This is a genomic window from Nocardia sp. NPDC058480 (assembly GCF_042720495.1).
Taxonomy (GTDB): Bacteria; Actinomycetota; Actinomycetes; order Mycobacteriales; family Mycobacteriaceae; genus Nocardia.
Genome location: NZ_JBHXMN010000007.1, coordinates 42,745 through 68,893, shown reverse-complemented (window position 1 = coordinate 68,893; position 26,149 = coordinate 42,745). Strand labels below are relative to the sequence as shown.

Annotated in this window: 29 protein-coding genes; 18 read left to right on the top strand and 11 right to left on the bottom strand. The window is 66.8% G+C overall.

Annotated elements, in window-relative coordinates:
• Positions 1 to 39: 39 nt before the first annotated feature.
• Complete coding sequence (locus tag ACFWO8_RS18600) at positions 40 to 831, top strand: SDR family oxidoreductase (RefSeq protein ID WP_378952290.1); 792 nt, start codon at positions 40 to 42, stop codon at positions 829 to 831.
• A gap of 149 nt (positions 832 to 980) precedes the next feature.
• On the opposite strand, the gene ACFWO8_RS18595 is transcribed toward ACFWO8_RS18600, so the two are convergent.
• Positions 981 to 1,454, bottom strand: a complete 474-nt coding sequence (locus ACFWO8_RS18595) for an NUDIX domain-containing protein (protein ID WP_378952945.1) — start codon at positions 1,452 to 1,454, stop codon at positions 981 to 983.
• On the bottom strand, positions 1,438 to 2,316 hold the full coding sequence (locus tag ACFWO8_RS18590; protein WP_378952287.1) for an XRE family transcriptional regulator: 879 nt from the start codon (positions 2,314 to 2,316) through the stop codon (positions 1,438 to 1,440). Before ACFWO8_RS18590 ends, ACFWO8_RS18595 begins: the two co-directional genes overlap by 17 nt.
• Before the next feature lie 84 nt (positions 2,317 to 2,400).
• On the opposite strand from ACFWO8_RS18590, the gene ACFWO8_RS18585 reads away from it, so the two are divergent.
• The gene (locus tag ACFWO8_RS18585; RefSeq protein ID WP_378952284.1) at positions 2,401 to 2,661 is read left to right on the top strand and encodes a hypothetical protein; all 261 of its coding nucleotides are present in this window, start codon (positions 2,401 to 2,403) and stop codon (positions 2,659 to 2,661) included.
• Positions 2,658 to 2,981, top strand: coding sequence for a hypothetical protein (locus ACFWO8_RS18580; protein ID WP_378952281.1), 324 nt, complete (start codon positions 2,658 to 2,660; stop codon positions 2,979 to 2,981). Before ACFWO8_RS18585 ends, ACFWO8_RS18580 begins: the two co-directional genes overlap by 4 nt.
• 85 nt (positions 2,982 to 3,066) lie before the next feature.
• On the opposite strand, the gene ACFWO8_RS18575 is transcribed toward ACFWO8_RS18580, so the two are convergent.
• The 3 genes from ACFWO8_RS18575 to ACFWO8_RS18565 all read right to left on the bottom strand — a co-directional run bounded on the left by ACFWO8_RS18575 (position 3,067) and on the right by ACFWO8_RS18565 (position 4,258).
• Positions 3,067 to 3,258 (bottom strand): nitroreductase/quinone reductase family protein, encoded by a 192-nt coding sequence (locus tag ACFWO8_RS18575; RefSeq protein ID WP_378952942.1) that lies wholly within the window; start codon positions 3,256 to 3,258, stop codon positions 3,067 to 3,069.
• A gap of 59 nt (positions 3,259 to 3,317) precedes the next feature.
• Entirely contained in the window at positions 3,318 to 3,569 is a 252-nt protein-coding gene (locus tag ACFWO8_RS18570; protein ID WP_378952278.1) for a nitroreductase/quinone reductase family protein, read from the bottom strand.
• A 68-nt stretch (positions 3,570 to 3,637) separates the two neighbouring features.
• Entirely contained in the window at positions 3,638 to 4,258 is a 621-nt protein-coding gene (locus ACFWO8_RS18565; protein ID WP_378952275.1) for a TetR/AcrR family transcriptional regulator, read from the bottom strand.
• Positions 4,259 to 4,300: 42 nt separating this feature from the next.
• Here ACFWO8_RS18565 and ACFWO8_RS18560 point away from each other — a divergent pair, with 42 nt between their 5' ends.
• The 7 genes from ACFWO8_RS18560 (at position 4,301) to ACFWO8_RS18530 (ending at position 10,429) form a co-directional block, all read left to right on the top strand.
• Positions 4,301 to 4,978 carry a hypothetical protein gene (locus ACFWO8_RS18560; RefSeq protein ID WP_378952272.1) on the top strand — a complete coding sequence of 226 codons (678 nt, stop codon included), beginning with the start codon at positions 4,301 to 4,303 and terminating at the stop codon, positions 4,976 to 4,978.
• A 91-nt stretch (positions 4,979 to 5,069) separates the two neighbouring features.
• Positions 5,070 to 5,996, top strand: a complete 927-nt coding sequence (locus tag ACFWO8_RS18555) for an ABC transporter ATP-binding protein (protein ID WP_378952269.1) — start codon at positions 5,070 to 5,072, stop codon at positions 5,994 to 5,996.
• Positions 5,993 to 6,805 carry an ABC transporter permease gene (locus ACFWO8_RS18550; RefSeq protein ID WP_378952266.1) on the top strand — a complete coding sequence of 271 codons (813 nt, stop codon included), beginning with the start codon at positions 5,993 to 5,995 and terminating at the stop codon, positions 6,803 to 6,805. The genes ACFWO8_RS18555 and ACFWO8_RS18550 overlap by 4 nt, the downstream gene beginning before the upstream one ends.
• A complete protein-coding gene (locus ACFWO8_RS18545) occupies positions 6,745 to 7,944 on the top strand; it encodes a sensor histidine kinase (protein WP_378952263.1) in 1,200 nt (399 codons plus the stop codon). Before ACFWO8_RS18550 ends, ACFWO8_RS18545 begins: the two co-directional genes overlap by 61 nt.
• Positions 7,941 to 8,561: a response regulator gene (locus tag ACFWO8_RS18540; RefSeq protein ID WP_378952260.1), complete on the top strand. Its 621-nt coding sequence runs from the start codon at positions 7,941 to 7,943 to the stop codon at positions 8,559 to 8,561. The genes ACFWO8_RS18545 and ACFWO8_RS18540 overlap by 4 nt, the downstream gene beginning before the upstream one ends.
• Before the next feature lie 52 nt (positions 8,562 to 8,613).
• Positions 8,614 to 9,849, top strand: coding sequence for a VWA domain-containing protein (locus ACFWO8_RS18535; RefSeq protein WP_378952939.1), 1,236 nt, complete (start codon positions 8,614 to 8,616; stop codon positions 9,847 to 9,849).
• A 91-nt stretch (positions 9,850 to 9,940) separates the two neighbouring features.
• Positions 9,941 to 10,429 carry an FBP domain-containing protein gene (locus ACFWO8_RS18530; RefSeq protein WP_378952257.1) on the top strand — a complete coding sequence of 163 codons (489 nt, stop codon included), beginning with the start codon at positions 9,941 to 9,943 and terminating at the stop codon, positions 10,427 to 10,429.
• Positions 10,430 to 10,594: 165 nt separating this feature from the next.
• Here ACFWO8_RS18530 and ACFWO8_RS18525 read toward each other — a convergent pair whose 3' ends face one another.
• Positions 10,595 to 10,867: a hypothetical protein gene (locus ACFWO8_RS18525; protein WP_378952254.1), complete on the bottom strand. Its 273-nt coding sequence runs from the start codon at positions 10,865 to 10,867 to the stop codon at positions 10,595 to 10,597.
• A gap of 206 nt (positions 10,868 to 11,073) precedes the next feature.
• On the opposite strand from ACFWO8_RS18525, the gene ACFWO8_RS18520 reads away from it, so the two are divergent.
• Positions 11,074 to 11,364: a hypothetical protein gene (locus ACFWO8_RS18520; protein WP_378952251.1), complete on the top strand. Its 291-nt coding sequence runs from the start codon at positions 11,074 to 11,076 to the stop codon at positions 11,362 to 11,364.
• Here the strand turns inward: ACFWO8_RS18520 and ACFWO8_RS18515 are convergent.
• Positions 11,361 to 13,220 carry a TerD family protein gene (locus ACFWO8_RS18515; RefSeq protein ID WP_378952248.1) on the bottom strand — a complete coding sequence of 620 codons (1,860 nt, stop codon included), beginning with the start codon at positions 13,218 to 13,220 and terminating at the stop codon, positions 11,361 to 11,363. The two genes, ACFWO8_RS18520 and ACFWO8_RS18515, sit on opposite strands and share 4 nt — an antisense overlap.
• 377 nt (positions 13,221 to 13,597) lie before the next feature.
• Here ACFWO8_RS18515 and ACFWO8_RS18510 point away from each other — a divergent pair, with 377 nt between their 5' ends.
• On the top strand, positions 13,598 to 14,092 hold the full coding sequence (locus ACFWO8_RS18510) for a hypothetical protein (RefSeq protein WP_378952245.1): 495 nt from the start codon (positions 13,598 to 13,600) through the stop codon (positions 14,090 to 14,092).
• A 3-nt stretch (positions 14,093 to 14,095) separates the two neighbouring features.
• On the opposite strand, the gene pabB is transcribed toward ACFWO8_RS18510, so the two are convergent.
• Positions 14,096 to 16,156, bottom strand: a complete 2,061-nt coding sequence (pabB, locus tag ACFWO8_RS18505) for an aminodeoxychorismate synthase component I (protein ID WP_378952242.1) — start codon at positions 16,154 to 16,156, stop codon at positions 14,096 to 14,098.
• A 79-nt stretch (positions 16,157 to 16,235) separates the two neighbouring features.
• Here pabB and ACFWO8_RS18500 point away from each other — a divergent pair, with 79 nt between their 5' ends.
• The 3 genes from ACFWO8_RS18500 to ACFWO8_RS18490 all read left to right on the top strand — a co-directional run bounded on the left by ACFWO8_RS18500 (position 16,236) and on the right by ACFWO8_RS18490 (position 19,126).
• Positions 16,236 to 17,291 (top strand): phosphotransferase family protein, encoded by a 1,056-nt coding sequence (locus tag ACFWO8_RS18500; RefSeq protein ID WP_378952239.1) that lies wholly within the window; start codon positions 16,236 to 16,238, stop codon positions 17,289 to 17,291.
• 71 nt (positions 17,292 to 17,362) lie between these two features.
• Entirely contained in the window at positions 17,363 to 17,887 is a 525-nt protein-coding gene (locus tag ACFWO8_RS18495) for a DinB family protein (protein WP_378952236.1), read from the top strand.
• Positions 17,888 to 17,995: 108 nt separating this feature from the next.
• The gene (locus ACFWO8_RS18490) at positions 17,996 to 19,126 is read left to right on the top strand and encodes an NDMA-dependent alcohol dehydrogenase (protein ID WP_378952233.1); all 1,131 of its coding nucleotides are present in this window, start codon (positions 17,996 to 17,998) and stop codon (positions 19,124 to 19,126) included.
• Here ACFWO8_RS18490 and ACFWO8_RS18485 read toward each other — a convergent pair whose 3' ends face one another.
• Complete coding sequence (locus ACFWO8_RS18485; RefSeq protein WP_378952230.1) at positions 19,127 to 19,483, bottom strand: iron chaperone; 357 nt, start codon at positions 19,481 to 19,483, stop codon at positions 19,127 to 19,129.
• Between the two features lie 9 nt (positions 19,484 to 19,492).
• Complete coding sequence (gene aztA / locus ACFWO8_RS18480; protein WP_378952227.1) at positions 19,493 to 20,170, bottom strand: zinc ABC transporter ATP-binding protein AztA; 678 nt, start codon at positions 20,168 to 20,170, stop codon at positions 19,493 to 19,495.
• Positions 20,171 to 20,218: 48 nt separating this feature from the next.
• On the opposite strand from aztA, the gene aztB reads away from it, so the two are divergent.
• The 3 genes from aztB (at position 20,219) to aztD (ending at position 24,785) form a co-directional block, all read left to right on the top strand.
• The gene (gene aztB, locus ACFWO8_RS18475; RefSeq protein ID WP_378952224.1) at positions 20,219 to 22,480 is read left to right on the top strand and encodes a zinc ABC transporter permease AztB; all 2,262 of its coding nucleotides are present in this window, start codon (positions 20,219 to 20,221) and stop codon (positions 22,478 to 22,480) included.
• Between the two features lie 197 nt (positions 22,481 to 22,677).
• Positions 22,678 to 23,598, top strand: coding sequence for a zinc ABC transporter substrate-binding protein AztC (aztC, locus tag ACFWO8_RS18470; RefSeq protein WP_378952221.1), 921 nt, complete (start codon positions 22,678 to 22,680; stop codon positions 23,596 to 23,598).
• Between the two features lie 26 nt (positions 23,599 to 23,624).
• Complete coding sequence (gene aztD / locus ACFWO8_RS18465; RefSeq protein WP_378952218.1) at positions 23,625 to 24,785, top strand: zinc metallochaperone AztD; 1,161 nt, start codon at positions 23,625 to 23,627, stop codon at positions 24,783 to 24,785.
• Positions 24,786 to 24,931: 146 nt separating this feature from the next.
• On the opposite strand, the gene ACFWO8_RS18460 is transcribed toward aztD, so the two are convergent.
• Positions 24,932 to 26,131 carry a serine hydrolase domain-containing protein gene (locus ACFWO8_RS18460; protein ID WP_378952215.1) on the bottom strand — a complete coding sequence of 400 codons (1,200 nt, stop codon included), beginning with the start codon at positions 26,129 to 26,131 and terminating at the stop codon, positions 24,932 to 24,934.
• Positions 26,132 to 26,149 lie beyond the last annotated feature (18 nt).

Sequence of the window (26,149 nt, the reverse complement as noted above, 5' to 3'; positions counted from 1 at the left end):
TGCCTCAATTCTGTAACTTTAGTTCAAGAAAGGGATATCGTGGATCTGCAACTCGTCGGCAAGACCGCCGTCGTCACCGGAGCGAGCAAAGGTATCGGCCTGGAAATCGTCCGGGCACTCAGCGCCGAAGGAGTGCGCGTGGTTGCCGCCGCGCGCACCGTCACCGCCGAACTCCGCGAGCTCGAACACGCTGTCAGCGCGGTGGCCGTCGATCTGGCCGCCCCGAGCGGGGCCGCAATCTTGATCGAACGTGCCACCGCGATCCTCGGCGAGATCGATCTCCTGATCAACAACGTCGGCGGCGTGGTCCCCGGGAGTATCGACGTCGGCGGCTTCCTCGACATCGCCGACGACGCTTGGGAGCGCACGTACGAGCTCAACCTCTTCAGTACGGTCCGGGTCACCCGCCAAGCTCTACCCAGCCTGCTCCGGCAGCGCGGCGTGATCATCAACATCTCGTCGATCGGCGCCCGTGCAGCCTTTCGCCCGGTCGACTACGGCACCGCGAAAGCCGCGCTGAACAACCTCACCAAAGCTCTCGCCGAGGAGTTCGGAGCGCAGGGTCTCCGCGCCCTCACCGTCTCCCCGGGCCCTACTCGTACCCGCAACTGGTCCGACCCTGACGGATATGCCGCAGACGTCGCCGCCCAAAACGGGGTCACCCTTGATGAATTCCTCGCTCAGGCCCCCGCTCAAATGGGCATCACCACCGGCCGACTGACCGAACCGTGTGAGACTGCGGCGCTGGTCACCTTCCTCGCTTCTCCAGTTTCCGGAAATCTCACGGGCGCCGACTATTTGGCTGATGGCGGCGTGATCAAGACGGTCTAGCGCAGCAATCCTGTCCACGTTCCGCGGCAACGATCCGGTCGTCGATCGAGCGCTGGGGAATCTCGGTGCCGATCGTGCCGAAATAGCGAGGGTCACAGGGGAAGAGAAGGATGCTCCGCGCGTTGTTTTGACCGTCTCGCAGCCCACTGTCAACCGAGGTACGGCACCACTCTGTGTTCCTCGAAGTGTCCGATCCGCAGCCGAACGGTGGGGTGCACCGGCAGTTCGGCCAGCTCATCCGCACCGACAAACCGAACCTCAGTCGATTCGCTACTTATCGTGATTTCGCCACCCAAAAACCGGCCGAGATAGGTGACGGCGAACTCCTGCCGCACCTCTCCGTCCCCATACTCGATGACGTGCTCCGGATCGGTGTAGATACCCAAGAGACCCGTAATCTCGATATCGAGTCCGGTCTCCTCCTTCGTCTCCCGAACCGCACACTCTTCGAGGGTTTCACCGATCTCCATGGCACCCCCTGGCAGCGACCAATTCCCGGAATCGCCCCTGCGCTGCATCAAGATTCGCCCGGAACCGTCCGTGACCAGAACAGAACCGCCGGGCACGAGGCTGGTGGCCTTTGGGGCGCTCGGGTCCTTGTAGTAGTCACGCCGTGAGCTCATGCGAAAGTCCTTGCGCATAGGGGGTCGCCGAACCCCAGATCTGTTCGAATTGCTCGGCGAACGAGGAGAAGATCCCGTGCTGGGACAGCTTCCGCAGATGGAGCGCCGGGTGCTGATATCCGCGGGCACGGAAGAGATACGGCGTCACGATCATCTTGTCGTCGAACCGGAACACCGAGTTGTAGAGATGGCTGGTGTGCAGACCGATGTCGCAACCTGGCATATCGGTCAGCGGACCTAACATGTTCAGCGCGTTGCGGATTCTGCCGGCAAGAGTTCCGTTCATCTGTTCCAGCGCATCACGCTCGACCACGTGCGGGCAGTCCGGATCCGCGAACGCTAGTCGGATGCGAGTTCCGTTGCGGCACTTGGCGGCGAGAATGTCCGCCGCATCCGGCAGCAGTTCCAGCACGAACGGGTAGGCATAGCCGACGATGTCGATCTGCTCGTCGGCCCCGAGAATCAGCGAGGTCCACAGGTCGTTCGGAATATCTGCCCGATGAGCGTAGGTACCCTGGACCTCAGCAGTCGCCGCCCCACCCACTGCGAGATCAGGGCGAGTCTGCGGCCACAACAGATCTTCGGTCTCATCAAGAACCCGCGCGACCAACGCCCGCGTGCGCCGATGCGGGACACGACCGGACAGCCACCGGTTGACGGTCTTCACGTCGACACCGACAGCATCCGCTAGCGCAACCGAATCCAGTCGCGCACGAAGCATCGCCGATTCCAAACGGGTGGCCATGCTCGAACCATACGGCGCATTTCCTGGACATACCAGCACCTTTGAAATGTCTGCTGAAATGTCCCGGACGTAGTTCAGGTGCCCGACTCGGAGCAATACCGTCAGATCACCGTGCACGACCAACAGCCAAGGGGGCGACGTGATCTACGGACGAACATCTCTCATGTATCCGAGAACAGACCTGACCGACGGGAGACGTCGATGACCACGTTGCTCGACCAAGCACTCGTCCTCCGAATCCTGCAGCCTGGCGGGCAACTCACCGATCGCCAGATAGCCGATAACACAGCACTTTCCATCCGCCGAACGAGACGAGCACTACGCACCCTCCATCTCAACGGCTTACTCCGCCAAGTCACCCACCGTCAAGCCTGGGAACTGTCGACCTGCGGCCACGCCTACACCAACACCCCAACCGGCCAAGCCATGCTCGACGTTCCCCGGTCGGCACTCGCCGGATGAAACCCATCGCCATCGGATACCTGCGATCCGACATCTCCGGAACAGCACAGAACTGGGACGAGATCCGAATCCGCTCCCTGGCCATGCGATACGGCTACGACCTCGCGAAAACCATCGTGTTCACCCCAAGAACCCCAGACCCGATCACCCGACTGATCGCTACTGCTCACCGGACCGCTGCCGATGCTGTCTTCACGCCCCACCTCGCGCACCTCGGCACCGAACTGCCGGGTGTCCTCGTCCGAACCTGCGACGTGATCACCGTCAATGACGAGAACACCTACGCCAGATCATATTCGTCAGCCGGAGCGCTACGGTGACTACGTGATGCGCGAGGAATCAGACAACCTACTCAGCGCCGACCTCGAAGCGCCCGTCAACGCTGTCGGAGTGATGGTGGTGCAGTCACCCGCGCGGCGTGAGGATCACGATCGGGATTCTGCGGTTGCCTGCGTTGCGTTGGTAGAAGTCGTAGCTCGGGAAGAACTCGATGAACTCCGGCCACAGTAGGTTTCGTTCCTCATCGGTTGCTACGCGGGCTCGGACGGGGTGCGACCGATGGCCGATTCGGATCATGGTGCCCGGGTTGGCTTTCAGGTTGTGAAACCAGGCTGGGTGGGTTGGTTGGCCGGCTTTGGATGCGGCTATGGCGATGACTACATCAAGGGTGATGTTCGGTGGGTGCCGGTCCTGGCGCCGACGTGGTCGAGGAGCAGGATTCGGGCACCGGGCCAGCCGGGCATGCGCCCACCCAGTCGGCCGCCGGTCCGGCGGTACAGGGCCACATGGAGTTTCGTCGACCGACGGCCCAGGTAGATGCCGCGCTTGTTCACGAATTGGGAGCACGATTCCACCAGTCGTGCCACCAACGACCTCTTGCCCGGATCGGCATGGTTCGGATCACTCACTGCCCCTCCAGTGTTCGGTCTACTACGGCCTATAGTAGATGAATTCTCGGTCGGCGGAGGGTGAATAGTCAAGCGAGCAATTCGCGGGCAAGGGTTGTGGTCCACCAGGATTCGACTCGGTCGGGGGACCAGCCCCGTTCGGTGGTGAGGGTCGTGTAGACATCGATGGTGCAGAGGGCCGCGTAGATGTCGACCGAGGTGGGGAGGTCTTCGCGGAGAGTGCCGGGGGGCCATGAGGTGAAGACCTCGATGCGGGTTCGGTCGGCCCGGTGGCGGGCGTCGCTGTAGGTGGTGGCCAGGGCGGGTTCGGTGCGGCCTGCTTCGCGGATCAGGGCGATCACGTCGGCGGCCCGTTCGTAGAGGCGGCGGTCGTAGGCGGCCATGGCGGCCAGTTGCGCGCGCGGGTCGCCTGCGGCGGATTCCAGCGTGTCGAGCATTCGGGGGGCGTCGGCGGAGAGGTCGGCGGCGTCGACTATTGCCTGGATGAGGCCGGTTTTATTGCCGTAGGCAGAGTAGACGGTGGGGGCGGAGACGCCTGCTTCGCGAGCCACGTCGCGGACTGTAGTCGCCGCCCAGCCTTGCTCCACGAAGAGGCGGCGGGCGGCCTGGGCGATCTCGGTGCTGGTCGCCTGGGCTTGCAGACTGCGGCGAAGCGAGTCGTAGCGGCGGCGGGGTGGGTCGGTCGCCATCGGGGGTTTCCCCTTTCGTTTTACGGTACCTATATTCAAAATATGAGTGGTAAATCTAATCTGTCGAGCGGTGTGCGGTTTCAGCGGGCCGCGGGGTTCGCCGGCATCGGGTTCGCGCTGGTCATCCTGGGGGCCAACCTGATCTTGGCACCAGCGGGACTGCCGAAGCCGGGTACCGACTCTCGCACAGCAGTCGCGTTCTTCGTCGACCACCGTGACCTCGTCGCGCTGGCGATGGCCCCGGTACCGCTGGGATGGTTCTGTGCCGTGCTGTTCGGCGCAGGCGTGCTGGCGGCGCTGCGCCCGGCCGAGCGGACGGCGGGCACAGGATGGTCGCTGGTCGGCTTCGCCGGATTGCTCTTGCAGAATGCGACTTTCACCGTGATCGTCGGAATACGCTATGCCCTGGGCGCTTCGAGTGGGGAAGGTGCGGCGCTGTGGGCGCTGCAAGACGCCCTGCTCGCGCTGAACGGCACCTTCCTCGCGACAGCGCTGGTCGGCCTGACCATCGCCGGTCGGCACGGCGGTCTGGTGAAGACATGGCACGCCGTCATCGGATTCCTTGCTGCCGCATTGCAATTCACCGCAGCCAGCATCGCGCCCCTGATTATCGACCACGACGGCCCACTCGGTCTCATCGGCTTGTCCGGTTGGCTGCTGTGGGCGGTCTGGTTCGTCGCCTACGGCATTGCGCTCCTGCGCACGAACAAGCAGCGATGACTTTTGTCATGCCCGACCCGTGCGATTCCCATCGCGGATCGGTGACTGCGCTTACTACTGGTGACGCCCCGCGTCGACCACCGTAGAGGGCATGAGAAACACAGACGTCATCACCGCACGCGGGCTGCGCCGCACATACGGCCGCGGCGACGACGCATTCGAAGCCGTCAAAGGTGTCGACCTCGAGGTGCACGAGGGGGAGGTGTTCGCGCTGCTCGGGACGAACGGCGCGGGTAAGACTTCGACGCTCGACATGCTGGAAGGGCTCATCGCCCCGTCGGCGGGCGAGGTCGAAGTCTTCGGGCTCGACCCGCTCCGGCAGCGCGACCAGGTCCGCCCGAGGGTCGGCATCATGTTGCAGTCCGGTGGGCTGCCCGCCGAGCTGACCGTCGCCGAGACCCTCGAAATGTGGCGCGGGACGTGCACCGATCCGACCACCGCGGACGCCGTGCTGGCGCAGGTCGGCCTGACCGATCGCGCGGGCGTGCGGGTCGGCTCGCTGTCGGGTGGTGAGCAGCGCCGCGTCGATCTGGCGTGCGCCCTGCTCGGACAACCGCGCTTGCTGTTCCTGGACGAACCGACCACCGGCCTCGATCCGGAAAGCCGGCGTGGGACCTGGCAATTGCTCGCCGACCTCAAAGCATCGGGGGTGACGATGGTTCTCACCACGCACTATCTGGACGAGGCCGAAGCACTCGCCGATCAGATCGCGATCATGCACAAGGGGGCGATCGCCCGTAGGGGCACGCTGCGCGACATCGTCGAGGACCACCCGGCGCGCATCGCCTTCGACCACCCCGGACTGCCCGTGCCGCAGTTTCGCGGCGCCCGCGTCGACGCACACGCGCGAGTCACCATCAGCACCAATGATTTACAGGGCCACCTGTTCGAACTGCTCGGCTGGGCACGCGAAGCAGGCGTGCGGTTGACCGGACTCGAGGCGCGTGCCGCATCGCTGGAATCGGTCTTTCTCGATATCGCCGAGGCAACCACTCCCACCCTGATCGGAGCACGATGACTACCACCCTGCCCGCCGGCGGATTTCGCCGCCGACCACTCACCGCTCTCGCCAAGGCCGAGTGGCTGCAGTTCCGGCGCAACAAGACCCTTGTCTACATGGCCACGGTGTTCCCGATCGGAATTCCGTTGGTCACCTTCCTCATTGCCCGCAAGGACGCCGAGCCGACAACGGCGATGGCGGCGGTGGCCTTCGAAATGCTCGCGCTGCTCGCCCTGCTGTTCGTCCAGTACTACTCGGTGCTCTCGATGGTGACCACTCGCCGCAGCGAAGGTGTGCTGAAACGGCTGCGCACAGGTGAGGCCGCCGACTGGCAGATCCAGCTCGCCCCGGCCATACCCGGCGCCATCATGACCCTCGCGTGCACCGCTGTCGTCACCGTGGTGGTCTACGGCACCGGCACACCCGCCCCCGTCAACCCCCTCGCGATCGCCGTGGCTCTGATCGGCGGGACGGTGCTGTTCTCGCTGCTTGCCCTGGCGACCAGCGCGTACACCAAGAACGCCGAGGCCGCGCAGATCACCTCGCTGCCGGTGATGATCATCGCGATGCTCGGCATGGCCTCCATCCGCACCGTGCTGCCCGACCGGCTGGCGCAGGTGGCCGACTGGACTCCCTTCGCCGCCGTCTCCGATCTCATCTCCCTCGGCACGGCGGGCAAGCTGTCGGCGGTCGCCGAATCCGACGCCGCCCTCAGCTTCGCGGACACCGTCATCGAATCCGGCCGGCCGTTTGCGACACTGGCGCTATGGACCGTTCTCGCGCTCGTGCTGACCCGCAAGAGCTTCCGCTGGGACGACCGCGGGTGATGCGCGCGACCGCCTGGTGGCATGAGCTGTCGGGGTCGGCCAAGTACCGGCTCTACTCGCGGCTCACGTTCCAGGCGGCCATCGCCGGTCTGGCAGCCGCGTTGGCGGTCTCCGCGGGCTCGGTGGTGGCGGTGCTCATGATCGTCGTCGCCGGCATCGCGGCGATGGTCGCGGTGGAGGCGCAACCCGCTTTCGCGACCGTCCCCGGTGTGGTGGCACGGCCGCGGATGCTGCCGCTCGCCACCGCGGTCCTGGCCGCGCTCTGGGTGGTCAGCGGAGTCGTTGCCCACCTCGCCGGCGGCGAGTCGACTGTCGTCAGCGCACGCGTTGTCGGTGTGTCCGCGGCCTTGCTGACGATCTTCTCCGTCGTCGCGTTCGCCAGGCACAAGTGGTGGATTCTGATCGGCCTCAGTGTGATTACCCCGCCGGTGCTGGGAGCGCCGCTGGTGGCCGGACTGCAGGGGACCGCGTCGCTGCTGCTCGCGGGGGCGTTCGCGATCGTGTTGACACTGCTCACCGTGTGGGCGCTGGGAATCATCGACGAGTTGGAGCGGACCAAAGGGGTCGAGGCGCAGCTGCAGGTCGCCGAGGAACGGCTGCGTTTCTCTCGCGACCTGCACGATGTCGTCGGCCGCGGGTTCTCCGCCATCGCGGTGAAAAGTGAACTGGCGGTGGCGCTGTCACGAGCAGGCGACCGCGATCGGGCGACCGTGGAGATGGAAGAGGTCAGAACGCTTGCGGTCGAATCGATGGGACAGATGCGCACCCTGGTGCGCGGCTACCGCAATATCGACCTGCGCGGGGAGGTGGCTGGGGCACGATCACTGCTGTCGGCGGCGGGGTGCGAACTCGTCGTCGAGGGTGACGCGGCCAAGGTGCCCGCGGCATTCCATGAGGTCGCGGCCTGGGTGGTCCGTGAAGGCACCACGAATATCGTCGAGCACTCGGCAGCGACGACCGCGACTCTCACACTCGGCGCGTCAGGCATGTCGCTGCGCAACGATCGTCCGCAGCGTTCGATCGGTGAACGATCCGGGCTGCGTGGGCTCGGCGAACGCCTCGCCGCGGTCGGCGCGACCCTCGACATCGCCACCTCCGGCGACGAGTTCATCCTCGAAATCCATTGGGAGAATCAGTGATTCCCGTACTCCTCGCCGACGACGAAACTCTCATCCGCGCCGCCATGGCGACGATGCTCGGGCTGGAGCCCGATCTCGATGTCGTCGCCCACGTGGGCTCCGGCGCCGAGCTCCTCGCCGCGTGGCGCCGTCGGGCCGAGGGTGGTGAGCCGGTCGCGGTCGCCGTCATCGATCTGCAGATGCCGGGCATCGACGGCATCGACACCGCGGTCGAACTGCTCCGAATCACCCCTGGCGCAGGGACTTTGATCGTCACCAGCCATGGCAGGCCCGGCTATCTCAAGCGCGCGCTCGCCGCGGGTGTGCGAGGTTTCTTGCCCAAGACGACCTCGGCGGCGACGCTGGCTGAGGTTATCCGGTCGGTGCACAACGGTGGCCGATACGTCGATCCCGAACTCGCGGCCGAAGCCATCAGCGCGGGGGATACCGTCCTCACCGCCCGCGAGGCCGACGTCCTCGAATTCGCCGCCGACGGTGCCTCCGTGGAGGACATCGCCAAACGCGCACACCTCTCGCCCGGCACCACCCGCAACTACCTGTCCTCGGCCATGACCAAGCTCGGCGTGTCCAATCGCTACGAAGCCGCACTCAAAGCTCGGGAGAAGGGCTGGATCTAGCCCGTATTCGCCTAGGGTGTGGGGCATTACGGCTGCGATGAGAGGGATGGCGATGGCTGCTGCGCTGGTCAAAGGGCAGAACGCGAGCTTGGATTCGGGGGAGGTGGTGCTGTCTGTTCGGGGCGGGGTCGCGGCCGATCTCTCGGCACTGTTGGTGACCGATGCGGGGAAAGTTCGCTCGGACGCGGACTTCGTCTTCTTCAATCAGCCACAGGCGCCGGGTGTCCGGTTGAACGGTGCCGGACTCGAGGTTTCGCTGGGCGCCGTGCCGGGTGATATCGCGCAGATCCGCGCGGTGATTACCGTTGCGGCAGAAGGCGATACGTTCGGAAGTGCCGCGTCTCCGGTCGCTTCGGTGGCTGATCGTGCCGGGACTGTGTTGCACGAGTATGTGATCGAGGGGCTCGGTCGTGAGTCGGTGGTGATCGCGCTCGAGCTGTATCGCCGGGGCGAACAGTGGAAGGTCCGCGCGGTCGGGCAGGGCTACGCGGGCGGGTTCGCCGACCTGGTCACCGATCATGGGGTGAGCGTCGACGACGAGCCGGGCGTTGTCGCGGTGCCGGAAGTTCGCACCGTGCCGGGGGAGGCGGCGCTGTCTTTCGAGAAGCGGCAGAAGCTGGACATGCGCAAACGCGACGTCGCGAAGGTGCTGATCGACAAAGGCGCTTTCGGAGCCAGAGCGCGGGTGGTGCTGGTCATCGACAAGACCGGCAGCATGCAGAAGATGTACAGCGGCGCGACCGTGCATCGGGTCGTCGAGCGGATGATCCCGGTTGCCACCCAGCTCGATGACGACGGCACCCTGGAGGCCTACCTCTACGCGCTGACCTACGCGAAGCTGCCCGATATCACCGTGGCGGGCGGCGAGCAGTGGGCGCGGACCTACCTGCACCTCAAGGGCACCCACCAGGGCATCGACTACGACGGGATCGGCGGCCGCAACGACGAACTGCCCATCATGCGCGCGGTCATCGACAGCCTCACCGCTGAGCCGACGCTGGTGCTGTTCTTCACCGACGGCGGCTTCGCGAAAAGACGTGAGATCGCCGCTCTCATGCGCGAGGCCGCCCACCTGCCCGCGTTCTGGCAGTTCATCGGCCTCGGCACGGCCAATTTCGGCGTCCTGCGAACTCTCGACGAACTCGACGGCCGCATCGTCGACAACGCCGGCTTCTTCGCTCTCGCCGACATCGACAAGGTCGACGACGCCGAGCTCTACCGCCTCCTGCTCAGCGAATTCCCGGACTGGCTGCGCGCCGCCCGTGCCGCGGGGATCGTGACGGCGTAGGCAACCCTCGTCAGAAATCGAGTTGTCGCTGGTCGCGAGGATCGTTAGCGTGTCTACCGTTTGCTGTTCGGCAAACTGAAAGGACGAGCTCATGGAACCGATTACCGAACGCGACATCAGGTCGTCGTTCGTCAACTGCTCGAAAGGTGACGCGAAGCGGTTGAATGTGCCGCGTGACCTGGGTGAGCGCCCCTGGGAGGATCTCGACTTCCTCGGGTGGACCGACCCGTCGTACGCGGGGCGCTGTTATATCTCGGTGCCGCGGGCGGACGGGCTGGTCAGTGTCGCATTGCGGCATGAGACCGGTGGGTCGGGCAAGACACAGATGTGCACGATCTGCCTCACCACGCATTCCGGCGGTGGTGTTTCGCTGATGACCGCGAGCAAGACGGGCGAGTCGGGGCGCAAGGGGAATACGGTCGGCAGCTACATGTGCACCGATCTGGCCTGCTCGCTGTACGCGCGCAACAAGAAGCGGCCGTCGATGGGTAGCCGGTATCGCGAGGATCTGACGCCGGAAGAGAAGGCGGAGCGGGTGGTGGAAAACCTGAACGCCTTCGTGGACCGGCTCTACACCTAGCCGACCCGACCCGCGCGATGACAGGAGGTAGATGCTGTGCGCCGACACTCGATAGACCATGGGGCCCGAGTTCTGTTGATCCCCAACAGGACTCGGGTCGATTCGTTCCTGACCGGTCGAGGCGGCCCGGGCTGATCCCGGACCGTCCCGAGCGGAGCAGGAAACCTAGAGCATCGCGTTCATGATGGTGCCCGCGCTGGTGGCGACGACGCCGCCGATCATCGCGCCCGCGACCATCTTCGGCGACTGCATCGCGCCGCCGGTCCATTTCTCCCAGGCGAACTTTCCGCCGGCGACAGTGATGGCGACGATGCCGGACAGCAGGATGAACCAGGTCAAGTAGCTGACCATCTGCATGATCTTGTCCGCGAGCGGTGGTGCTTCGGGGGTCGGATTGCCGATCTGCGCCAAGGTATCGGTGACGGCGGCCAGAAACATGGGGTCTCACTCGGTAGCTCGGAGGAACGGAACGACGATGAACTCTGCACTGATGGTATCCGGTCATGTGCGACGGCGTCGGTGCCCATCTGGACCGAACCGATCGGTTTTGTTGGTGTGCAGGGGGTTCGCGCCCGTATCCTGGACCACGATCGAATACGGCAGGGCTGGAACGCAGTTCGCGTCACGCGATAGGGGAGCAGGCTATGAGCATCATTCTGACGTCGATGGCCGACACCATCACCACGTACGCGCAGATCGGCAACCCGTCGCCGCAAGCGCCTCCGCTGTCGGACAAGATCATGCAAATGGTCCAGTACTTGACCTGGTTCATGATCCTGTCGGGCGTGCTCGCCATCACCGTCGCCGGCGGAAAGTTCGCCTGGGAGAAGTGGAACGGTAGCGCGATGGAGTCGCCGAAGATGATCGCGGGCGCCATGATCGGCGGTGTGGTCGCCACCAGTGGCGGCACCATCATGAACGCGATCCTCGGCTAGATCCGCGCGCCCTTGGCGCGATTGCAGGCCCGGCACAGGATCTGCAGGTTCGTCGCGCTCGTCGCACCACCGCGGCTGAGCGGGATGATGTGGTCGAATTCCAGGTAGTGGCCGTCGCCGCATTCGACGCACGCGCCGCCGTCGCGCTGCCACACCTGGGCTTTCACATCCTGGGGGATGCTGCGGCTGTCGCGCTGCCCCGGTGTCAGGACCAGGCGTTTCGACACGCGCAGCGCACCTTCCAGCGCCGCCGCCACATAGTCGGGGTCGGTGACGCCGAAGGTCGCGCCGCCGCGTGCTGAGGTCGCCGCGAGCACGACCGTGCCGTGCTCGGGATGCACCGACACCACCCGGTTCCACGGCAGCTCGATGCCGGTGCCGTCGCCGACGAAGCGCAGCTTCTTGGAGCTGCCGATGAGCCGGCCCTCGGTGTTGCGTGGGCCCCGGGCGAGCATGCGGATGTGGACGGCGGGCAGGTCGAGGTGGACGCGCTCGTCGGGGTCCAGGTGCAGGCCGGGGGTGTTGACGGTGGGCAGTTCGCCGGCCCGCAAGCGGGAGAGGGTGCGGCCGCGATGCATTCGGCGGCGCAGATCGTCGACGATGCCGCCGGACAGTGCCAGCTCGCTGACGACGTGTTCGAAGGCATCCAGTTCGTCGGCGAACACCTCACCGTCAGCGAAGGCGAAGGCGACCATTCGCTCGACCTGGGTCAGGCCCGCCTCGCGCAGTAGTGTTCGGCCGCGCTCCTCGTCGATGCGCTGGAAGCGCAGGGCGGCCCACACCTCGGTCCATTCCTCCGACATCGTGCCGGTGCTCGCCAGGACGCGCCTGGCTCGGTTGCGCCAGTGGGTGAGGAATTCCTCGATCTCGTCGGCACAGTTCTTGCACGGTCCGTGACCACCGAACAGCTTGCGCCGCAACGGATTGCCGCAGCGGGTGCAGCGGGTTCGGTGATCGTGGATGTGCGGATGGACGCTGGTGGTCCACTCGTCGCCGTCCCACCAGCGGAGCTGATCGGGGGTTTCCGGGTCGGGGTGCCAGTCGGCGATCTCCGGGTCGACCGGCGGCGGGGGCGGCACGTCGATGACGCGGCGGGACAGGGCCGGTGGGCGCGCCGACGTCGGTCCGTCGTGCCGCGACGCGGCTGGATTCGGAGACCCGGGAGACGACCGGTTCGCCCGGTGGCCGGCGTCGGGCAGATCGGCGGCAGACGTCGACGTGTCGTGTCGTGGCGGCACACTCGCGAATCGTGCGCGATCGGCGGTGCGCGCGGCGTCGGCGGATGATGCCCGATTCGGTCGCGCGGGCACCCGCGAGCTGTCGTCGGGTGTGATGCCGGGGCGTCCGCTGGCGGGTTCGTCCACCGTGACCCCGAATTCACCGGCCAGGCCGGCCAGCCCACCGGACCAGCCCTGGCCGATCGCACGGAACCGCCACTGGCCGTCGCGGCGGTAGAACTCGCCGAACATCATCGCCTGCACGTCTTCGATGCCGTCGATGGTGAACTGGGCGATCGGGCCGTCGGCGGCGTGCACGGTCAAGGTGAGGTCGGGAAGCTGGTCGAAGGTGGCGTCGTCGAGAGACGCGCTGACGACGATGCGCGCCACATCGGGTTCGGTGCGGGGTAGCGAAATGCTCAGTCGCGCGGTCCCCGGGGCGGGCTCCTGGTCCAGGGTCACCGCCTGGGAGGCGTGGCGGGGTGCGTTGAAGAAGACGAAGTCCCGGTCAGCACGGACTAGACCCGACTCGGTGACCAGCAGGGCATGCGCGTCTACGGCATGCGCCGACCGCCATGAAACGACCACGGCGAGAAGCGATGTCGGGACCGGCGCGTGCGCACCCTTGCGTAGTTCCATGGTGCTCGCATGATGTCATGAAGGTCCGACAGTGTTTATTGGCGCGCTGGCGCGCGCGTGTCCGCGGCCCCAAGGGGCCGCCGGTTAGCGCTCGAGACTAGAGCCTTCGGCTCAGCGCTTTCGAGCGCTAACCGGCGACCCGGCCGCGGACCGGCCACTTCGTGGCCGTCCCTCCCCAGGGGTCGGGAGTGCGGGGTTGGGAATGCGGTCATGGCGGTCTTGGGGTGAGCGGTGTGGTTGGGGGGTGCGGGGTCGTGGCGGGTTCGAGATGGCGGTGTGCCTTGGAAGAGTGTGGGAGGGGCGGAGCTCGGGTGTGACACGAGGTGGTGGGGTGCGCCTTCCCTGCGTCTGTGGCGTCCTTGCGGCACAGTGGTGTTATGACGAACCCGAGGAAACGGGGGCGCGCGCAGGAGGCTGCTCCGGCGGCGCAGGCGCGGAAGGTGCCGGGGGCCGATTTGTTGTCGGCGGCGCAGGCGGCGGTGGGGGCCGCGCAGACCGCGGCGGGGCAGGCTATCGATGCCGCTCAGCAGACCGCGGGGTATGCGTTCGACGCGGCGGTTCGGTTGCCGCCCGCTTCGGCGCAGCTGGCTGCGCAGTTGCCGGATCTGGTGGAGAACCTGTCGATCGCGGTCGATCGGCTCAACACCACCATCGATCGGCTCGATCGGACATTGGCGCTGGCCGATCCGGTGTTCGCCACCTACGACCGGTTGTTGCCGCGACTCGAAGCGATGATTTCCCTGGGCGAGGACGTGTTCGGCGCGGTGGCGAAGCTGCCCGGTGTGGGGCTGCTCGGGCGGATCACCGGGCGCGGGGGCGAGGAACCCGCCCCGGAGCCGGAGCCGGACAAACGCGGCCGCCGTCGGCGGTGACCCTCACGTTCCGGGCGTCAGCGCCCGGAACGTCGCTGCCGCCTTGAGCACCATCTCCGCGTACTCGTCCTCGGGATCGGAATCCAGGACGATCGCGCCGCCCGCGCCGATTCGCCACTCGTCGTCGTAGCGGACGGCCGTGCGGATGACGATATTGAGGTCGGCGGTGCCACCGAGGCCGAGGAAGCCGATGGTGCCCGAATAGATCCCGCGCGCCTCGGTTTCCAGTTCGTCGAGGATCTCCATGGTCCGCAGCTTCGGCGCGCCGGTCATCGAACCGCCGGGGAAGCAGGCGCGCAGACAGTCGATCACACTGGCGTCGTGGCGCAGGGTCCCGCGCACGGTCGACACCAGTTGGTGCAGGGTGGAATAGGTTTCGGTGTCCATCAGCTTCGGGACGTGCACCGAGCCGACTTCGCAGACGCGGCCGAGGTCGTTGCGCAGCAGGTCGACGATCATCAGGTTCTCGGCACGGGTCTTCGGGTCGTCGGCCAGTGCGCGACGCAGGCGCTCGTCCTCGTCGGCGGTCCGTCCGCGCGGTGCGGTGCCTTTGATCGGTTTGCTCTCGACCACCCGGTCCCGGTCGATCTCGAGAAACCGTTCCGGCGAGGAGCACGCCACATCCAGACCGTCGAAGCGCAGGTAGGCGGCGTACGGCGCGGGATTGCAGCGGCGCAGTCGCCGGTAGACGGTGAGTCCGTCATCGGGTGCGGCGGCGACGGCGACCGCGTCGGTCAGACAGATCTCGTAGGACTCGCCCGCGTGTAACCGGTCCTGACACACCGCGATATCGGCCAGATAGCGGTCGCGGCCACGCCCCAGATGCGCTTGCACCGCGTCGGGATCGGCGGGCACGGGCAGATCGGGGGGATTGGCCCAGGTCGGGAGATCGTCGAGGGCATCGGAAGTCTCGCGCAGCCACTGCTCGGCGTCCTGCTCGGTAGCGGGTTCGCTCAGGGCGAGCAGGTGGGTTCGTCCTGCCTCGTGGTCGACGACGATCAGCCGGTCGGCGAAAATCCACTGGGCATCGGGAGTGGGGGAGCGGTGAGCGTCGCGCCCACCGCAGTCGGCCTTCACCTCGTAGCCGAGATAGCCGACGTAGCCGCCCGCGAAATCGAAAGGCAGCGGCGGGGTTTCGCAGTGCCGGGCGCGGAGTTCGCGGTCGAGATAGTCCAGGACCGTGCCCGCGACGGTCCGGGTGCCCTCGACGTCCGTCACGGTGACGGAGCCGTCGCCGACCCGGTAACCCACGATTTCGGCATGCGGCCCGCGCGCGTCACCGAGGAAGGAGAACCGGTCGAGGCCTGGTTCGACATGCTCGCTGTCGAGCCAGAACGCGTACGGAGCGTCGGCACAGCGGCGCAGGAAGATCGCCTCGGTGTCGATCGCTCGCTCGATCACCTTGTGCTGCAAGTGAAATGCGCGTTCGGGCGAAGTAGGGACGACGACCGCGGGTCCGCGCACGACTACAGGTGCGGCAATTCGCACGCGCGCTTTGGTGAGATCGGCGAAGTTGCGCAGCAGCGCGGCACCGAATTCGCTCGATACCGACTCGGGATGGAATTGCACACCCCACTGCGGCCGCTCGCGATGACGCACCCCCATGATCACCCCGTCGCTGGTCGACGCGGTCACCTCGAGCGTCGCGGGCAGCGGGTCCTTGGCCGCGAGCGAGTGGTAGCGCACCACGGTGAAGCCCTGCGGCAGACCGGCGAACAGGTCCCGATCGTCGTGGGTCACCTGATCGAGAAAGCCGTGCCTGGCCTGCGGCGCGCGCTCCACCGTCCCGCCCGCGCCGAGCACGATCCCCTGATGGCCCAGGCACACACCCAGCAGCGGCAGTTCGGTGTGCGCGATCAGCGCCGTCGAGACCCCCATGTCGCGGGCGCGGTCCGGACGGCCGGGGCCGGGCGAGATCACCACATTGTCGAAGTGGTCGAGGTTCAGGGAGCCCTCGGCCTCGTCGTTGCGCACGACGGTCGGCTCGCTCCCGTTGACCTCGCTGATCAGCTGATAGAGGTTATAGGTGAACGAGTCGTAGTTGTCGATCAAGAGCGTGCGCATCGTGGCAGAGACATTACGCCGCGCGTGCGCGTGCGCATTCCCGCGCAGTCCCCACCGGTACCGGGGCAGAATATGTGCCATGGCTGTTTCTCAACCTGTCGATGTTGACCCGGCGATCGCCGATTTCGCGGCGATCGGGCGGTGGATGGACGAACAGGGCTTGCCCGGCGCGGAATTCAGCGCGGTCGCCGCGCTCGGTGGTGGCACGCAGAACGTGATGCTGCGCTTCACCCGGGGCGGGCGCGAGTATGTGCTGCGGCGCGGGCCCAAGCATCTGCGCGCCAAGAGCAATGAGGTGATCGGCCGGGAGTCACGGCTGCTCGGCGCGATCGCCGCGACCGAAGTGCGTTCGCCGCGGGTGATCGCCGCCTGCGACGACGAGTCGGTGATCGGCGCGGTGTTCTACCTGATGGAACCCATCCGCGGCTTCAACCCACAGACCGAACTGCCCGCGCTGCACGCCGGTGATCCCGAGATCCGGCGCCAGATGGGCCTGTCCGCGGTCGAGGCCATCGCCCGGCTCGGCGCCCTCGACTACCAGGCACTCGGCCTCGACGACTACGGCCGCCCGGCGGGTTTCCTCGAGCGTCAGGTACCGCGCTGGCTGCGCGAGCTCGACTCCTACAACGCCAACGAGGGCTACCCAGGCCCGCGGATCCCCGGTGTCGAGCGGATCGGTGACTGGCTCGAACGTCACCGGCCGACGGACTGGATGCCCGGCATCATGCACGGCGACTGCCACCTGGCGAACATGATGTTCGACTACGACGGCCCCGAGGTGGCGGCGATGGTCGACTGGGAGATGTCGACCATCGGCGACCCACTGCTCGACCTCGGCTGGCAGCTGGCCACCCGGCCCGAGCCCGGCACCGTCGGCGCGGGCCTGATGGGCACGCTCGGCACCGTCGGTGGCCTGCCCAGCGCGGCGGAGATGGTCGAGCACTACGGCAAGTTCTCCGACCGCGACCTGAGCGCGGTCACCTGGTACACCGTGCTGGCCTGCTTCAAGCTGGGCATCGTCCTCGAAGGCACCTATGCGCGGGCGTTCGCGGGCAAGGCACCCAAACCGGTCGGCGACTTCCTGCACGCGGTGACACTGGAACTGTTCGAACAAGCGAACCAGCTCGCCGAGTGATGCCCGGATCTCGGCGATAGTTGGCTTGATATTGATGGAGCACAAGAAGCGGACACTCTAGGCTGACTCCCATGATCGTCCCTGACACCAAGAATTGGACCTGGGTCCTCGAACGTGCCTGCTCCGAGTGCGGGTTCGACGCCGAGAACATCGCGTACTCGGCCGTCCCCGAGAGCGTCCTCGACAGCGCCACCCGGCTCGGCTCGGCGCTCGAACGCGACGACGCGCGGGTGCGTCCGGACGAGCTGACCTGGTCCGTTCTCGAATACGGCGCGCACGTGCGCGATGTGTGCCGGATCTTCGACACCAGGCTCGCGCTGATGCTGGCCGGTGACGGTGTCGAGGCGCCGCGGTTCGAGAACTGGGATCAGGACGCGACCGCGGTTGCCGACCGGTACGGCGAACAGGACCCCGCTGTCGTCGCACGGGAATTGACCGTGGCCGCTGATCGGGTGGCGGCCGCGTTCGCCGCGGTGCCGTCGGATCGGCTCGACCTGCGGGGTGCGCGCAGCGACGGATCGCTGTTCACGGTCACCTCGCTGGGTCGGTACTTCCTGCACGACCTCGTGCATCACGTCCACGACGTGCGCGGATAGAAAACAATCGAAATTTTTCTAGAACGTGTTTCAGAAATCGGTGATTTGTCGCTAGGGTGAGTGCAGTCACAACGAGGCACGAGCGAGCTTGGCGAGAGGTCTACCGGCATGAAGACGAAGGGCGCGATCCTGTGGGGCACCGATCAGGAATGGTCGGTCGAGGAGATCGAGGTCGGCGACCCCGTCGCCGGTGAAGTACAGATCCGGATGGAAACGGCGGGCATGTGCCACTCCGACCATCACATCGTCACCGGGGCGACGCCGATGCCGTCCTACCCTGTGATGGGCGGGCACGAGGGCGCGGGTGTCATCACCAAGCTCGGCCCGAACTGTCCGGCCGACCTGGCCGTGGGCGACCACGTCATCCTGTCGTTCATCCCCGCCTGCGGGCGCTGCCCCTCCTGCGTCGCAGGCAACATGGCGCTGTGCGACCTGGGTGCGGGGCTGCTGATGGGACAGGCGATTTCGGACGGCACCTACCGCGTGCAGGCACGTGGCGAGAACGTCATCCCGATGTGTCTGCTCGGTACGTTCACTCCGTACATGACGGTGCATCACACCTCGGTGGTGAAGATCGATCCCACCATCCCGTTCGAGGTGGCTTGCCTCGTGGGCTGCGGCGTGCCGACCGGGTTCGGTTCCGCGACCCATGTGGCGCAGGTGCAGCCGGGCGAGACCGCGGTCATCGCCGGTATCGGCGGCGTCGGCATGAGCGCGCTGCAGGGTGCGGTGCTGGCGGGTGCGGCGAAGGTCGTCGCCATCGACCCGAACCCGTGGAAGCTCGAGCAGGCGCAGAAGTTCGGCGCCACGCACACCTACGAGAGCATGGCCGCCGCGATCGTGCCGCTGATGGAGGCCACCGAGGGCCGGATGGCCGAGAAGGTCATCCTCACCATGGGTGAGATGCACGGCGACTACGTCGAAGAGGGCTTGATCCTCACCGCGAAGGCGGGCACGCTGGTCGTCACCTCCATGGGTCGCCTCGACGAGAGCGACGTGAAGATGAACAGCTTCCTGCTGTCCATGCTGCAGAAGACGGTGAAGGGCTGCATCTTCGGCGGCGGCAATGCCCGTCAGGACGCACCGCGCCTGCTGCAGCTCTACAAGTCGGGTCAGCTCAACCTGGACGACATGGTCACCCGCAGCTACTCGCTGGAGGAGATCAACCAGGGCTACAAGGACATGCTGGACGGCAAGAACATTCGCGGCATCATCCGCTTCACCGAAGCCGACTGGTAGTCAGCTCTTGCGTGCCCGCTCGGCGAGGCGGACCGCGACCTGGGCGATCAGGTCGTACGGAATCGGTTCGCCGAGTGGGAATTTCAAGGTGCCACGACCCGAGTTGTAGGGCTCGATGGCCTGATGGAGCGCCGCGTCCCCGTCGGGGATGGGGTACACGCTCACGTGGGACTTCCAGCCCGCGAAGAAGATGAACACCCGGCCGTCGATGGTGGCGGCCGGGATGGCGTAGCTGATCTTCTCGCCCGTGTCGGGCACCGCGCGGTGGATGGTTTCGCGGATCTGCTGCAGGACAGCGCGTTCGGCCGGCGGCTGGGCCGCCAGATAGGTGTCGACGGAGTCGGGTTTCTCGGTCATGTTTCGACTTTAAGCTCTGACCAGCACTTTCTTCGGGTGCCCCGCGGCCTTCAGTCGACCGTCGCGCAGGAGCAGACAGTGGTCGGCCCTGCTCGCCTCGTCCAGGTCATGGGTGGCCTGCACGACGGTCACACCGGCCGCGCTGATCTGCGCCAGAGCGCGGGAGATCTCGGCCTGCGAGGTCTCGTCCAGACCCGCCGCCGGTTCGTCGAGCAGTAGTAGATCGGACTGCTGCGCCAAAGCCTGCGCGAGCAGAGTGCGCTGGCGTTGACCGCCCGACAGGGTGTCGAGCCGCCGAGTCGCCAAGTCGGTGAGCTCCATTCTTTCCAGGCAGGTGCGTGCGATCTCGCGATCCGCACCGGTCAGTCGCCGCCACGGTCCGCGGTGCGCCCAGCGTCCCATCGCCACCGCTTCCCGCACGGTGATCGGCAGGGTCGGCGGAATCGCTGTGTGCTGCACTACGAAGGCCGGGCGTCCGGTGGTGGTCCGGTGCACTGTGCCTTTTTGCGCCGCCACGGTTCCGGCGAGGACGCCGAGCAAGGTCGATTTTCCCGAGCCGTTGGGTCCGACGATCGCGGTCACCCGCCCGCGCGGGATCGTGGCGGTCACTTCGCGGAACACGGGTCGTCGGGCGTAACCGGCACTCAGGTGCTCGATCCGGATTGCTGCGTCATCTGTGTTCTGCATCTCACCTCAATTGAAACGATAATCATTTTCAGTATATCGTCTCGCGCTATGGATTGGCTGTTCGCCCCGTTCGAGGTGGCTTTCGTGCAACGCGCGCTGTGGGGTGGGCTGCTCGTGTCGTGCGTGTGCGCCCTCGCCGGGACCTGGGTGGTGGTGCGTGGCATGGCATTTCTCGGCGACGCGATGGCGCACGGGATGCTGCCCGGCGTCGCGGTCGCGGCGTTGCTCGGGGGGAACCTGATGATCGGTGCCGCGATCTCTTGCGCCGCCATGGCCGCGGGGGTGTCGGTGCTGAGCCGCGGCAAGCGTTTCGCGCCGGATACCGCGATCGGGCTGCTGTTCGTCGGGATGCTCGCGGCCGGGGTGATCATCGTGTCGCGGTCGCAATCCTTCGCGGTGGATCTGACCGGGTTCCTGTTCGGCGATGTGCTGGCCGTGCGTGCCGTCGACCTGTGGTATCTCGTTGCGGCCCTTGGTATCGCGCTGGTGGTGGCGGTGCTCGGCCATCGTGCGTTCGTGGCGCTGACCTTCGATCCGCGCAAGGCGCACACCCTCGGGCTGCATCCGAAGGTCGCGCACGCGGCGCTGGTGGGGCTGGTGACAGTGGCGATCGTCGCGTCCTTTCATGTGGTGGGGACGCTGCTGGTCTTCGGATTGCTGATCGCGCCGCCCGCCGCCGCGGTGTTCTGGTCGAACCGGGTACCGGTGGTCATGGCGATCGCCGCGCTGATCGGCGGGCTGTCCACCGTTGGGGGACTGGTCATTTCGTGGCACGGGGAGACCGCCGCCGGGGCGACTATCGCGGCGGTCGCTGTCGGCTCGTTCTTCCTGTCCGCGCTCGTCTCCGCGCTGCGGGAACGGGTCGGTCGGGTGGGAGTGCTCGCGCTTGCCGCCGTGCCACTGGTCGGCTGCGGGGCGGGGGAGGTGCCGGTTGTCGAAGAAGCGGTGCCGCACGGGTTCGTCGCCGGTGCGGAGGAGATGAGCGAGGCTCAGACGCGGCTGGTCGTCGCCGATGCGGCCGGAGCTGTTCGGGTGATCGATCTACTGACCGAGACGGTCACTGCGATCGACACCGCCACTCCGGAAAGTGGTCGAACACAGCCACATCCGAGTTTGCCGGGTGGCGCAAGCGGCGATGAGCCGGGTCAGGATTCTTCGCAGTCGCCGAGCGGTGGCGACCAGCGGGCAGCGACTCGTGGAGCGGTTGGTGACGGGCGCTTCGCGTATCTGAGCTCGGGTGCGTCGGTTCGGATCGTGGACAGCGGGGCGTGGACGATCGACCACGGCGACCACCGGCATTACTACCGGGCACCTATCCGGGACGTTGGTGCGGTCGCCGCGCCCGAAGGTGGTGCGGCTGCCGGGCCTGGCGCCGGAAGTGTGTCTACGGGGCCTGGTGGTTCCGGCGGGCCGGAAGGTGCCGGCGGCGCGGATGGTTCCGGGGACCCGGGTGCCGGGCCGAGCGGCGGTTCCGGGGACCCGGGTGTCGGGCCGAGCGGCGGTTCCGGGGACCCGGGTGTCGGGCCGAGCGGCGGTTCCGGGGTTGCTGGTGCGTACAGCGACGCCGCCGTCGCGTCCGTTGTGCTGGATTCCGGGTCGACGCTCTTGTTCGACCGTCCGGCGCTGGACGGCGGTGTCGCCCAGGAACAACGTCGGGTCGAGGGCATCGCGGTGCCGTATGCCGAGCGGATTGTTGTCGCCGACGGCTCGGGTCGCGTCGAGGTGCGCGGGCGTGACGGCGCGGCGGGACAAGTGCAGCCCGCCACGTGTCCGCAGCCGCGGGGGCAGGCCGTCACCAGGCGCGGAGTCGTCTTCGGGTGTGCCGACGGCGCGGTTGTGGTGGCGCAGCGGGATGGCGGGTTCGTCACTGAGAAGATCGCGTACCCGGTGCCGACCGGTACTCGTGCGACGGCATTCACGCATCGGCCCGGCAGCACCACGCTGACTGCCCTCGCGGGTCGTGATGGTGTGTGGACTCTCGATATCAGGAGGAAGACCTGGACGCGGACCGCGATCGTCGATCCGGTCGCGGTGAACACCGCCGGTGAAGGATCGCCGCTGCTGGTGCTCACCCGTGACGGTGTCCTGCGCGGGATCGACCCCGTATCCGGCACGGAGACAGCGCAACTCGCCGTATTGAGCGGGCCTGTCGAAGGGCGCCCGGTGATCCGCGTCGATCCGGATCGCGCCTATGTCAATGACATTCGTGGGCGCAAGGTCCACGAGATCGCCTACAACGACAACCTCCGTGTCGCGCGCACCTTCGAGTTCGACATCGCGCCCGCGCTGATGGTGGAGACAGGCTTGTGAAGCACATTTCCCTCGACGTCGGGCCGTCGACTCGGCGGCAGCGTTCTGACGCAAGCGGCCCAGCCGGGGTTGAACGGGTTCTCGCGGTGGTTGCGAGTTCTTTGTCGTCGACAAACCATGTTGTCCGAATCCTGCTGGCGGCCCGCACTTTCCGTGTCCGCCGCGCACCGGGAGCCGAATCGAGACTCGGCGTGGCGATGAGCCGGACGGCTCGACTGTTCGTCGCGGCTGCCATGCTCGTGCCGTTGATCGCCGCGTGTACAAGCGGGACCGAGCGGTCCGGGATCGTGGTGACCACGAACATTCTCGGCGACCTGACCAGGGCGGTCGTGGGTGACACGGTGCCGGTGACGGTATTGATGCAGGCGGGGGCCGATCCGCATTCGTTCGCTATTTCCGCTCGTCAGGCGGCCGAGATCGAGCGAGCCGCACTGGTGGTGCACAACGGGCTCGGGCTCGAGGAAGGCGTGGCGCGGCATGTGGGGGCCGCGGCGGAAGCCGGCGTTCCCACCCTGGCGGTCGCCGAGCGGGTGGATCCGATCGCCTACACCTCCGATGAGTCGGCGGGGCAACCTGATCCGCACTTCTGGACCGATCCGCGTCGCGTGCGCATGGCCGTCGAGGCGATCAGCGGCGAGGTGCTCGCCGAGATCGACGGCGTCGATGCCGGTGCGGTGCGGGCGAATACGCAGCGCTACCTCGGCGAACTCGACGAGCTGGACCGGTGGATGACCGAGCGGTTCGCCGCTGTCCCGGCCGAGCGCAGGCAGTTGGTCACCGATCATCACGTCTTCGGCTATCTCGCACAGCGATTCGGGTTCCGGGTGATCGGCGCGGTGATTCCCAGCGGCACCACCCTCGCCTCGCCGAGCGCTGCCGATCTCGACGACCTCGCGACCGCGATCAGGACCGCCGGGGTGAGCGCGATATTCGCCGATTCCGCACAGCCCGATCGGCTTTCGCGCGTTCTCGCCGAACACACCGGCCTGCGGGTGCAGGTGATCGCCCTGCACACCGAGTCGCTCACCCCGCCGGGCGGCGGTGCGGGCACCTATCTGGAGATGGCTCGTGTCAATACCGAGGCCATCGCCCGTGGCTTATCCGGGCCGACAACGTAATTCACGCACAAGAGATGGAGCATTACATGAACAGGTCACGGACCACCACGATGGTGGCCATGTCCGGCGTTCTCGCCTCGGTGGTGGCGCTGAGCAGTTGTGGCACAGACGATTCCGGACACGGTCATGAGCACACACCGGGTGCCGAACCGATCGCCCTCACCTACGACGGCGGGATCTACGTCCTCGACGGCGCGTCGCTGACCCAGCGTGCCGATGTGAAGATCGACGGATACAACCGGCTCAATCCGGTCGGCGACGACGACCATCTGATGGTGTCGACCAAGGACGGGTTCCGGGTATTCGACGCCTACGATGCCGCGTTCACCGGAACTCAGTTCCCCGCCGTCAAGCCGGGCCACGTTGTCCGGCACGCGGGCAAGACGGTGCTGTTCGCCGACGGGTCCGGCGAGGTAACCATTCTCGATACCGCGCAGGTCGACGCCGGTAAGTCGACGGAGGTATTCAAGGCGGCCGCGCCGCACCACGGCGTCGCGATCGAGTTGAGCAACGGGAATCTGGTGCTCACCCTCGGCACCGAGGACAAGCGGATCGGTGTCGTCGCACTGGACAAGGGGCGCAAGGAGCTCACCCGCAACGAGGACTGCCCCGGTGTGCACGGCGAAGCGGCTGCCAAGGGCGAAGCGATCGTGATCGGCTGCCAGACCGGCGCTGTCGTGTACCGCGACGGCAAGATCACCAAGGTCACCAGCCCGACCCCCTACGGCCGGATCGGAAACATGGCCGGTAGCGAGGCGTCGCCGATCGTGCTCGGCGACTACAAACAGGACAAGGATGCCGAACTCGAACGCCCCCAGCAGATCTCGCTGGTGAACACCGCCGACGGCACCCTGCGCCTGGTCGACATCGGCACCAGCTACACCTTCCGTTCGCTCGGTCGCGGCCCGCGAGGTGAGGCACTGGTGCTCGGCACCGACGGCAAGATCCATGTGATCGACCCCGTCGCTGGCAAGGAAGTTCGCACCATCCCGGTGATCGGCACCTGGCAGGAGCCGCTCGACTGGCAGGACGCTCGCCCGGCGCTGTTCGTGCGCGACGGTATCGCTTACGTGAGCGACCCGGCATCCAAGCAGGTACACCGCGTCGACCTGGCCGACGGAAAGGTCACAGCCACGGCCACCCTCGCCGCATCGCCGAACGAGATCACCGGCGTCACCGCGCACTGAGACCAGTGCGCGTCCGGCTCGGTGTGAGCTGGACGTGATCGCGGCATCGAGCCGCGGACCGGTCTATTCGTACAATCGGGCCCGTCTCAGTCGAAATACTGACTGGGCGCGGCCCGATTGCGCGAATAGGCCGGTCGATCGGCTCTCTACCGGTCGGCGCACCGCACAACGACCTCGCGCAGGTTGCGGCTGCGCACATCGTCGAGAATCGCCATGCCGAGGCGGTTCATGCTGTAACCGAAGCCCAATCCGGTTGTCGGGTCGGCGAATCCGAACGACCCGCCCAAACCGGTGGTGCCATAGGCGCGTTTGTCCGAGCCGAAGCGGAAAGTGCCGCGCGACTTGCGGAAACCGAGGTGGTAGCGGCTCTTGGTGTGCAAGACCAGGTCATCGGCGGGCACATCGTCGGCGGTGTCGGCGGCGGCGAGCAAGTCGAGAACATCGTCGCTGATCGGCAGCGCGCCGGTGCGGCCCGCCGCGGCGCCGTAGACCTTCGCCAGCGCGCGGGCATTGCCGACACCGTTCATGCCGGGCCATTCGATTTCGAGGAACTCCCGCCGCGCGGCACGTGCGGGCGCGCCAGGGCGCGGGTTGGTCAGTGCCGCATACGAATACCCGCGCTTGGCGTAGACCTCACCGCCGATGCGCAACGGCAGATCGCGACGCTCGTAGCGCCAGATGTCCAAGCCTTTGGTCGCCGACAGCTGGGCGACCCGTTCCATCGGCTCGGTCTCGGGCAGCCCGATGAACAGATCGGCGCCGACCAGGCCCGCGATCTCCTCGGCGAAGAACCGCCCGAGGCTACGACCCGCCGGATCCACCCGCCGCAGCAATTCGCTCTGATACAGCCCCAGCGTCAGCGCGTGATAGCCGTGCCGGGTGCCGGGCTCCCACGCCGGTTTCTGCGCGGCGAGCAGCTCGCCGAGGGCGTCGCGATCGCTCAGTTCCCGCAGTTTCACGATCCGGTCGAGCCCGGACAGCCCGGCCTGATGATCGATCAGCTGACGCACGGTGATCCGCTCCTTGCCGTGCGCGCCGAACTCCGGCCAGTACGTCGCCACCGGCGCCTCGTAGTCGAGCAGCCCCCGCGACACCGCCGTCGCGAGGGTGAAGGCCGACATTCCCTTCGACGAGGAGAACACCGGCACGATCGTGTCGCGCTCCCACGCCACCTCGCGTGTGCGGTCGCGATGGCCTGCCCACAGGTCGACCAGTGGCTGGTCGCCGGAGTAGACGGCAACGGCGGCGCCGATCTCGCCGTGGTCGGTGAAGTTACGGCGGAAGGCGTCGGCGACGGGACCGAAACCGGCCGCCACGTCGCCGTGGATCGATGGTGCGAGACTCATGGTGTTCTCGATCGTAGC

Excerpts from the sequence above, each read along its gene's own strand:
- ACFWO8_RS18520 (WP_378952251.1), top strand. The coding sequence starts at position 11,074 with ATGAGCATCATTCTGACGTCGATGGCCGACACCATCACCACGTACGCG.
- ACFWO8_RS18560 (WP_378952272.1), top strand. The coding sequence starts at position 4,301 with ATGAGTGGTAAATCTAATCTGTCGAGCGGTGTGCGGTTTCAGCGGGCC.
- ACFWO8_RS18510 (WP_378952245.1), top strand. The coding sequence starts at position 13,598 with ATGACGAACCCGAGGAAACGGGGGCGCGCGCAGGAGGCTGCTCCGGCG.
- aztB (WP_378952224.1), top strand. The coding sequence starts at position 20,219 with ATGGATTGGCTGTTCGCCCCGTTCGAGGTGGCTTTCGTGCAACGCGCG.
- ACFWO8_RS18525 (WP_378952254.1), bottom strand. The coding sequence starts at position 10,867 with ATGTTTCTGGCCGCCGTCACCGATACCTTGGCGCAGATCGGCAATCCG.
- ACFWO8_RS18585 (WP_378952284.1), top strand. The coding sequence starts at position 2,401 with ATGACCACGTTGCTCGACCAAGCACTCGTCCTCCGAATCCTGCAGCCT.
- ACFWO8_RS18545 (WP_378952263.1), top strand. The coding sequence starts at position 6,745 with ATGGACCGTTCTCGCGCTCGTGCTGACCCGCAAGAGCTTCCGCTGGGA.
- ACFWO8_RS18550 (WP_378952266.1), top strand. The coding sequence starts at position 5,993 with ATGACTACCACCCTGCCCGCCGGCGGATTTCGCCGCCGACCACTCACC.
- ACFWO8_RS18555 (WP_378952269.1), top strand. The coding sequence starts at position 5,070 with ATGAGAAACACAGACGTCATCACCGCACGCGGGCTGCGCCGCACATAC.
- pabB (WP_378952242.1), bottom strand. The coding sequence starts at position 16,156 with ATGCGCACGCTCTTGATCGACAACTACGACTCGTTCACCTATAACCTC.
- ACFWO8_RS18565 (WP_378952275.1), bottom strand. The coding sequence starts at position 4,258 with ATGGCGACCGACCCACCCCGCCGCCGCTACGACTCGCTTCGCCGCAGT.
- ACFWO8_RS18595 (WP_378952945.1), bottom strand. The coding sequence starts at position 1,454 with ATGAGCTCACGGCGTGACTACTACAAGGACCCGAGCGCCCCAAAGGCC.
- ACFWO8_RS18500 (WP_378952239.1), top strand. The coding sequence starts at position 16,236 with ATGGCTGTTTCTCAACCTGTCGATGTTGACCCGGCGATCGCCGATTTC.
- ACFWO8_RS18535 (WP_378952939.1), top strand. The coding sequence starts at position 8,614 with ATGGCTGCTGCGCTGGTCAAAGGGCAGAACGCGAGCTTGGATTCGGGG.
- ACFWO8_RS18485 (WP_378952230.1), bottom strand. The coding sequence starts at position 19,483 with ATGACCGAGAAACCCGACTCCGTCGACACCTATCTGGCGGCCCAGCCG.
- aztA (WP_378952227.1), bottom strand. The coding sequence starts at position 20,170 with ATGCAGAACACAGATGACGCAGCAATCCGGATCGAGCACCTGAGTGCC.
- ACFWO8_RS18460 (WP_378952215.1), bottom strand. The coding sequence starts at position 26,131 with ATGAGTCTCGCACCATCGATCCACGGCGACGTGGCGGCCGGTTTCGGT.
- aztC (WP_378952221.1), top strand. The coding sequence starts at position 22,678 with ATGAGCCGGACGGCTCGACTGTTCGTCGCGGCTGCCATGCTCGTGCCG.
- ACFWO8_RS18580 (WP_378952281.1), top strand. The coding sequence starts at position 2,658 with ATGAAACCCATCGCCATCGGATACCTGCGATCCGACATCTCCGGAACA.
- ACFWO8_RS18515 (WP_378952248.1), bottom strand. The coding sequence starts at position 13,220 with ATGGAACTACGCAAGGGTGCGCACGCGCCGGTCCCGACATCGCTTCTC.
- ACFWO8_RS18495 (WP_378952236.1), top strand. The coding sequence starts at position 17,363 with ATGATCGTCCCTGACACCAAGAATTGGACCTGGGTCCTCGAACGTGCC.
- ACFWO8_RS18490 (WP_378952233.1), top strand. The coding sequence starts at position 17,996 with ATGAAGACGAAGGGCGCGATCCTGTGGGGCACCGATCAGGAATGGTCG.
- aztD (WP_378952218.1), top strand. The coding sequence starts at position 23,625 with ATGAACAGGTCACGGACCACCACGATGGTGGCCATGTCCGGCGTTCTC.
- ACFWO8_RS18530 (WP_378952257.1), top strand. The coding sequence starts at position 9,941 with ATGGAACCGATTACCGAACGCGACATCAGGTCGTCGTTCGTCAACTGC.